Annotated in this window: 1 protein-coding gene; it reads left to right on the top strand. The window is 65.6% G+C overall.

Going from position 1 to position 259, the window contains the following annotated elements; all coding sequences use genetic code 11:
- Nucleotides 1-259: hypothetical protein (locus ACVA58_RS28285; RefSeq protein ID WP_446513554.1), on the top strand; the 259-nt coding region annotated here is incomplete at both ends.

Genomic DNA, 259 nt, shown 5'->3' with positions numbered 1-259 from the left:
CCTGAATGCGTGGCGTGCATTGCGCTCGGTCTGGCTCGAGCCGGATCCCCCTGAATTCCAGTGGCGTCTGCTGCGCTATTTCGCCTTCAGCCGTGCGGCCGTGGCGCTGGTGCTGCTGCTGTTCGTGATGGTGCCGCGCGAGCACAACGAAACGGCGGGGTTGCCCAACAGCGAAGCGTTGCTCAGCCTGGTGCTGCCGTACTTGGCCGTGGCCCTGTTCATTCTGGCTGCGGCCGGATGGTGGCGCTCGCGTTTCCAG

This window comes from Photobacterium sp. DNB22_13_2, assembly GCF_052873915.1.
This window is presented reverse-complemented; position numbering and strand designations above follow the sequence as displayed.